Raw genomic sequence first — 8,064 nt, 5'->3', positions numbered from 1 at the left:
TCACTGGAAGAGATTGAAAGATACTGGACCCGGTCGGAACAGTAGAAGAAAGAAAGGACCTTAATAACAGTAAACTAACAACAACTGAGAAGTATAGAGAAGCCGCAGGCGGTTTTCTGCATGGCCATTCAAGAAACGTTTCCCGCCTTCGGTGTACCCTATACCTATCTATAATAAAAACAATATTATGGATTTTAAGAAACTAGCGAATCAGTACCGGGATGAATTGTTGGACAATGTCCTTCCATTCTGGCTCGAGCACTCTCAAGATATTGAGTTTGGCGGTTATTTCAGCTGCCTGGACCGTGAAGGGAAGGTTTTCGATACGGATAAGTTCATCTGGTTGCAGGGACGTGAGGTATGGATGTTCTCCATGCTTTACAACAAAGTGGAAAAACGACAGGAATGGCTGGATTGTGCCGTTCAGGGTGGTGAATTCTTGAAAAAATACGGACATGACGGGAATTATAACTGGTACTTTTCACTCGACCGTTCGGGTAGACCACTGGTAGAACCATACAATATTTTCTCATATACTTTCGCCACGATGGCCTTTGGACAGCTGAGTCTTGCTACGGGAAATCAGGAGTATGCGGACATAGCAAAGAAGACCTTTGAAATCATCCTTTCTAAGGTTGATAATCCGAAAGGCAAGTGGAACAAGCTTCATCCGGGTACTCGTAATCTGAAGAACTTCGCTCTCCCGATGATCCTCTGTAATCTGGCTTTGGAGATCGAACATCTTCTGGATCCCGGTTATCTGGAACAGACGATGGAAACCTGTATCCATGAAGTGATGGATGTCTTTTATCGTCCGGAGCTGGGGGGCATCATTGTTGAGAATGTCGATATGGACGGTAATCTGGTGGATTGCTTCGAAGGACGCCAGGTGACTCCCGGTCATGCTATTGAAGCGATGTGGTTCATCATGGATTTGGGCAAACGCCTGAATCGTCCGAAATTGATAGAAAAAGCAAAAGACGTAACCCTGACAATGCTCGACTATGGTTGGGACAAGCAATATGGAGGTATCTATTACTTTATGGACCGTAACGGTTGTCCTCCCCAGCAATTGGAATGGGATCAGAAACTTTGGTGGGTGCATATTGAATCTCTGATATCACTGCTGAAAGGTTATCAGCTGACCGGAGACAGGAAATGTCTGGAATGGTTTGAAAAAGTGCATGACTACACATGGTCGCACTTCAAAGATCCGGAATATCCGGAATGGTACGGATATCTGAATCGGCAGGGAGAAGTATTGCTGCCACTCAAAGGTGGGAAATGGAAAGGATGTTTCCATGTACCAAGGGGATTATTTCAATGCTGGAAAGTATTAGAACAGCTATAGAAACAATGAATTATTATGTTAACCAATCTTATTAATAATCTAAAAATTAATTCTATGACAGAGTTTAACTCAAAAATTAAGCAAAACTCTCGCATATTGAAGATATTTCTTTTCTCAATATGCGCACTTTTTGCATGTGCTATCAATGCTCATGCACAGAGTTTGGTGCAAGGTACTGTTACTGATGAGACAGGAGAATCTCTACCTGGTGTAAGTGTTGTAGTAAAGGGGACTACTAATGGTACAGTTACAGATGTTAATGGAAAATACAGCATTCAGGCGACTTCAAAAGATATATTGTCTTTCACATATGTAGGTATGGCGGAACAAGATATAAAAGTTGCCGGACAGAAAACGATCAATGTGGTGATGAAGGATGATGTGGCATCTCTGGATGAAGTGATTGTCGTTGGTTATGGTACTGCAAAGAAACAATCCCTGACAGGAGCGGTTTCTGCAGTCAAAGGCGACGAACTGTTAAAGGCACCGGCAACCAATGTATCAAGTTTGTTAGGCGGACGTTTGCCGGGCATTTCTTCTGTTCAAGTCTCTGGAGAACCGGGTGATGACCAAGCAGTATTGCGGGTTCGTGGTTCTATTTACAATGTTACTTATATTGTAGATGGTATGCCTCGTTCCATCAATGACATTGATCCTAATGATATTGAGAGTGTATCTGTCTTGAAAGATGGAGCTTCTGCGGCTGTGTACGGTTTGAAGGGCGCAGGTGGTGTTATCATTGTTACAACAAAGAGAGGACAGGAAGGAAAGTCAAGAATCACATATAACGGTTCAATAGGAGCATCTATGAATGCAAACTTTCCGCAGTTTATGAATGGTCCCCAGTTTGCATATTATTATAATATGGCTGATATGATGGATAAGCTGGCTAACGGAAGTATTACGGACATGAAGCAATATACACCGGTATTCACAAAAGCAAATGTGGAAGCGATGTTGAACGGCGATCCTACTGATGGGTGGGATAATGTCAATTATATTGATAAAGTATTTGGCACAGGTATCAATCAGAAGCATAACATCACCGTACAGGGTGGTAGTGACAAAATGCGTTATTTCACGTCTGTCGGCTATTTGGGACAGGATGGTAATATTGATAACTTTACTTATAGACGGTACAACTTAAGAACCAACATTGAAACTCAGCTGGCCAAGAATTTCCAGTTAAGTTTGGGAGTTGCCGGAAATGTAGGAAAACGTGAAACTCCGGGATATGCCTCCGGTGGTACAGATTCTAATTCCACATTGGGAGAACAAGGTTGGTTATCCGTTGCTCACCAGACTATCATGATGCATCCGTATTTACCGGAAAAATATGATGGACTTTATACCGCTACTACACAGAATAATACAAGCTTACCGAATAGTCCGCTAGCAGCTATTTATGAATCCGGCTACAAACATACCAATAGCTTTGATTTGCAGACTAACCTCTCTTTACAATATCATCTGCCTTGGGTAAAAGGATTAAGTGTAAAGGTTACCGGAGCTTATGACTACAAGACCTCACATAATAAAAACCTGAATACACCTTATTCTACTTATATCAATAAAATGCCGACTTCCACTACAGACTGGACTTGGACTAAAGCGGATGATCCTCGTGGAACTGCAAATGGAATAAATTTAGGTGAAGGACAATTCAGTTCCCGTCAAATGGTAGGCCAGGGAAGCATCAATTATGCGAATTCTTTCGGTAAGCATAATGTTGAAGCCATGGTACTTGCGGAAATCCGTGATTATAAAGAAAACAGTTTCTCCGGATATAATAAGAATATGAGTTTTGCAGAACTTCCGGAATTGAGTTTCGGACAACCGGCAGACTCCCCTATTTCCGGCTACAGTGATGCCAATCGTAGCATTGGTTACGTTTTCCGTTTGAAATACGACTATGACAATAAGTATCTGGCAGAATTTACAGGACGATATGACGGTTCGTATAAGTTTGCGGGCAATGTAAGTGGAAAACGTTGGGCATTTTTCCCATCAGCATCAGTAGCGTGGAGAATATCCAAAGAAAACTTTATGTCCGATCTGACTTTTCTAGATGATATGAAAATACGTGCATCTATCGGTTTGTTGGGTAATGACGATGTGAGTCCGTATGCATTCCTTAGTACTTATAACCTGATGGACGGTAACAAAAATGCGTACCAGACAATTCTGAACGGAAAAGTCATGCAGGCGCTGCGTGCATCTGTAATTGCAAATCCTACTCTGACGTGGGAAAACACGTTAACTTACAATGCAGGTTTCGACTTTACCATGTGGAATGGTTTACTGGGTATGGAATTTGATGCATTCTATAATTATACCTATGATATTCTGACAGCAATGGGAGGCGATTATCCACCATCAATGGGAGGATATTATTATACGTATGCCAACTATAACAAGGTAGACAGCAAGGGAGTTGAAATCACAGTGAGTCATCGTAATAAATTAAATCTGGCAGGGAAACCATTTTCTTATGGAGCCAGTTTCAACTTGACTTTTGCAAGAAATCGCTATCTTCGTTATCCGGATAGTCCCAATACTGTAGAATGGAGAAAACGTACAGGTCGCAGTGTAGACGCTTCAGTCGTATGGGTGGCAGAAGGTTTGTTCCGTTCGGAAGAAGAAATTGATAATTCCGCATGGTATGGAACCCGTCCTAATGTAGGTGACATCAAATATAAGGATTTAAATGGCGATGGCAAAATAGATGAAGATGACAGAACACGTGTAGGACGGGGCAATCGTCCGGAACTGACTTATGGTCTGAACTTGAATTGTGCCTGGAACGGATTTGATTTAAGCGCACAATTTACTGGAGGCGCATTGTTCGATGTATCATTAACCGGAACTTACTATAATGGTTATGATGACAATACGGTCTGGACACAAGCATTCAAAGAAGGTGCCAACTCACCTTTATATCTGGTTCAGAATGCGTATACCACGGAAAATCCGAATGGAACATTCCCACGTCTGACTCTGGGAAATCAAGGACATGGAGGAGACAATGGATTAGCTTCTACCTTCTGGTTGCGTAATGGCAGATACCTTCGTCTCAAATCGGCACAGCTAGGTTATACATTCCCTAAAAAGTGGATGAGCCCTGTGGGAATTCAGAATCTTAGAATTTATGTAGAAGGTTCCAATTTATTCACGATCTCCGGTCTTCCCGATGGAATCGACCCCGAATCTCCGGGAGTGAATAACGGATATTATCCTCAACAACGCACAATCATGGGCGGTATAACTCTGACTTTCTAAACCTTTAAAAGATTTATTATGAAAACAAAATTTATAAGTATCATATTGTTGGGAGCCTCTTTAGGGCTTGGTTCATGTAGTGATTATCTAGACATGACACCGACGGACAAAGCATCAGATAAACTAGTATGGAGTAAACTGGAATATGCCGAACAAGCTGTCAACGATTTCTACCGTTATATCGATTATTTAGGAGTTTATCGTGACGGACAATGCCTGGCAGGCATGACGGAAGCGTTGACAGACCAACTCAAATACGGTTCCTATAACTATATGTCTAAATGCCAGATACCTAGCGAAATCGCTTATGGAGGATCCGTTCTGACAGTAAGTTATGTCAGCACTTATTTAGGCAATTGGGGGACGATGTATGAATATGTACGCCGTGTCAATGAAGGTCTCAATAAACTGAAAAAGTACGCCTCATTCGGTCAGACGGAACAAGAACGGCTGGAAGCGGAAATGCGCTTCTTCAGAGGATATTTATATACCGACTTGGTAAAACGTTATAAGGAAGTCATTATATATGATGAAGATCTGGATAATATAAAGAAGGATATGCCGGTCAGTTCCGAAGCAGAAGGATGGAACTTTGTATATGAGGACCTGAAGTTTGCGGGCGAACATTTACCGGTTGATAAAACCCCTAATGGACGTCTGACTAGCGGAGCAGCTTATGCAATGCTGTCACGGGCAATGCTTTATGCAGAAAGATGGGATGATGCCCGGATCGCTGCCGAAGAAGTGATGGGCATGGGATATAAGCTGGAAGAAAAAGAGAATTATTCTAATGCATTTAAAGCAGGAAGTCAGGAAGCTATTCTGCAATATTGCTATGACAAGAGTTCTACTGTAACTCATGATTTTGACGGCTATATGGCTCCCGGAGGTGATAAAGCATTGGATGGTAATTCAATGACCGGAGGATTTGGAACTCCGACACAAGAAATGGTAGAATCTTATGAATATGCGGACGGTAGCGGTTTTCCGGATTGGAGTACCTGGCATACTGCAGAAGGAACAACGGCAACTCCTCCATACGATAAACTTGAACCACGCTTCAAAGCAACCATTCTTTATAATGGTGCGACGTGGAAAGGCAGAACGATCGCATCTTATGTCAATGGTACTGATGGTTGGGCTGCATGGAAAACGGATGCCAAACCAGAAGGACGTTCTACCACAGGTTATTATTTGCGTAAGCTGGTGGATGAGACTCATAGTTTCACTTCTGTGCAGGCAAGTACACAGCCATGGACCGAAATTCGTTATGCCGAAGTGTTACTAAATCATGCCGAGGCTTGCTATCATTTGAGTGGCTATGCCGATAAAGCCAATAAAGACATCAAAGACATTCGTAACAGAGTCGGCTTGCCTTATTCGGACAAGAGTGGAGAAGACCTGATGAAAGCGATTCGTCAGGAACGTAAAGTCGAATTAGCTTATGAAGGACACTATTATTGGGATATGCGTCGCTGGAAACTATCTGCAACGGCATTCACCGGTATCCGTCTTCATGGACTTAAGATAGAACAGAATGCAAACGGTTCGTTCAATTACATTTATGTAGAGTGTGATGACAAAGATCGTAACTTCCCGACTAAGATGTACCGTTTCCCTATGCCACAGGCGGAGTTGGACAATAACGGTGCGGTAACTCAATATGCAGAATGGCAATAAATCTAAAATGAAAACAATTATGAAAAAGAATATACAATATTTACTATTAGGAGTATTGGCATTAATGAGTTCCTGCCAAGATCCGGAATATGTACTTCCAACTGCTGAGCGGCAGGGAATCACAAGCTTGACCGCACTTTTTACATCAGGTCCTTATGTGGACAAAGAAGCTGTTGTCTACACAATTGCGGATGCGTCTGTAGATAAATATGTGATTCCTATACCATGGTTTTATCCGGAAGACAGTGAAAATGAAACGGCGGAATATATGAAGACAATGAGGGTCCAGGCAAAGTTAGCTCCTAACTGTACTATTAACCCTGTTTTGACGATATTGGATTTGACTAAAGAAAATTACTTCACTTATACAGATGCGCAGGGATATAAGAAACAAATCTGCATTACGGGTGAAAGAGTGAAATCCAATAAATGTCAGTTATTAAGTTTCTCAATACCGGCCGAAGATATTAGTGGAATTATTGACGAAGAGCATAAGACGGTATCTCTGATTTCTGCAGAAGATTTATCTTCCTGTCTGGCAGAATATTCACTTTCCTCTCATGCGACAATGTCGCCGGATCCTAAGACAGAGGCGCTTGACTTCAATTCACCTGTAGAACTGACGGTCATCGCTCACGATGGAGTGACGAAGCAGACGTACACAGTTCAGAAGGCAGTGCCGGATAAGATCCCTTATGGATATAGAAAAGGCAGTGAGACAGAATTGTTTAAATTGGATATGGGAGTTATAGGTTTGCCCTGGACTTCAGCCAACTCACCTTCACTGGCCGTTAATGGCAATAATTTAGTTGTTTGCTTAGGGGACGGTTCTACTGCTCCTACCTATTATAATGCTTCTACAGGAAGTAAGATTGGCAATATGACTTTGGGAAGCGTAGGTGTTGCATCTTTAGGTTGTGTGACAAGTGATAGTAAAGGAAACATATTGTTGGCAACAAAAGCAGCTAATGGTAAATCCTTCTCTATCTATAAGACTTCTTCTGTAACCACAGTTCCAACTTTATTGATATCTTATACCAACAATACAAGTTTGGATATGGGTACCAAAGTATCTGTACAGGGTGATATCAATACAAATGCCGCTATCATTGCTACATGTGACGGGACAGCCTCGTCCGGTTCTAATACGTTTGTTCGCTGGATTATAACAGACGGTGTATTGGGAAGTCCTGAAGTAGTATCGGTAAATGGTGTTGGCTATTGGGGATCTCCTGTGTCAAATACCAAGGTTGTCACCAAAGGAACTACTGCACAAAGCGATTATTTCTTATCCTATTATGATCCTAACGTACTTTATTGGGTGAATGGAACAAGTAATAATGCGTCCAAGTCTTTATCCAATTCGGACAATGGCAATTCCTGGGCAATGAATAATAACTGTCTGGATGCAAGAACGTTCAATAATGCGCAGTATCTTGTATTGGTATCTACGGCTCACTTCCCGCAATGGGGAGGCACTCCGTACTTATATATGTACGATGTAACCTCAGACGGATCGTTTACCGGTACGGTATCTACTTCAGACGCTTTGACATTCAATCCTTCACTTTCTTCGTTCGGTTCTGCAGATGGTGTAGCGGCAACAGGTGATGTATTGTTTGCTCCAACTACAGATGGATATAAACTTCGTCTCTACTATGTTGACAACAACTGTAAGATTATCGGAGGGTATGAATTTGATTGTATCGACAAATAATTAATGTGTTTCAAAAGAGTTACTGACATTAATAAAC

At 41.9% G+C, this 8,064-nt stretch carries 4 protein-coding genes; all 4 read left to right on the top strand.

The annotated features are described in order from the left end of the window. Positions 1-187: 187 nt before the first annotated feature. From KTR07_RS24660 to KTR07_RS24645, 4 genes are read left to right on the top strand one after another with little or no spacing between them, the layout of a single operon-like run. Positions 188-1,351 (top strand): AGE family epimerase/isomerase, encoded by a 1,164-nt coding sequence (locus tag KTR07_RS24660; protein WP_113748552.1) that lies wholly within the window; start codon positions 188-190, stop codon positions 1,349-1,351. 54 nt (positions 1,352-1,405) lie between these two features. Continuing rightward, the gene (locus KTR07_RS24655) at positions 1,406-4,630 is read left to right on the top strand and encodes a TonB-dependent receptor (protein ID WP_117981771.1); all 3,225 of its coding nucleotides are present in this window, start codon (positions 1,406-1,408) and stop codon (positions 4,628-4,630) included. A gap of 18 nt (positions 4,631-4,648) precedes the next feature. Continuing rightward, positions 4,649-6,310 (top strand): RagB/SusD family nutrient uptake outer membrane protein, encoded by a 1,662-nt coding sequence (locus KTR07_RS24650; RefSeq protein WP_008766059.1) that lies wholly within the window; start codon positions 4,649-4,651, stop codon positions 6,308-6,310. A 19-nt stretch (positions 6,311-6,329) separates the two neighbouring features. Next, positions 6,330-8,027, top strand: coding sequence for a DUF5018 domain-containing protein (locus KTR07_RS24645; RefSeq protein ID WP_011107272.1), 1,698 nt, complete (start codon positions 6,330-6,332; stop codon positions 8,025-8,027). Positions 8,028-8,064: the final 37 nt, after the last annotated feature.

This window comes from Bacteroides sp. MSK.20.82 (genome assembly GCF_019052485.1).
GTDB classification, from domain to species: domain Bacteria; phylum Bacteroidota; class Bacteroidia; order Bacteroidales; family Bacteroidaceae; genus Bacteroides; species Bacteroides thetaiotaomicron.
This window is presented reverse-complemented; position numbering and strand designations above follow the sequence as displayed.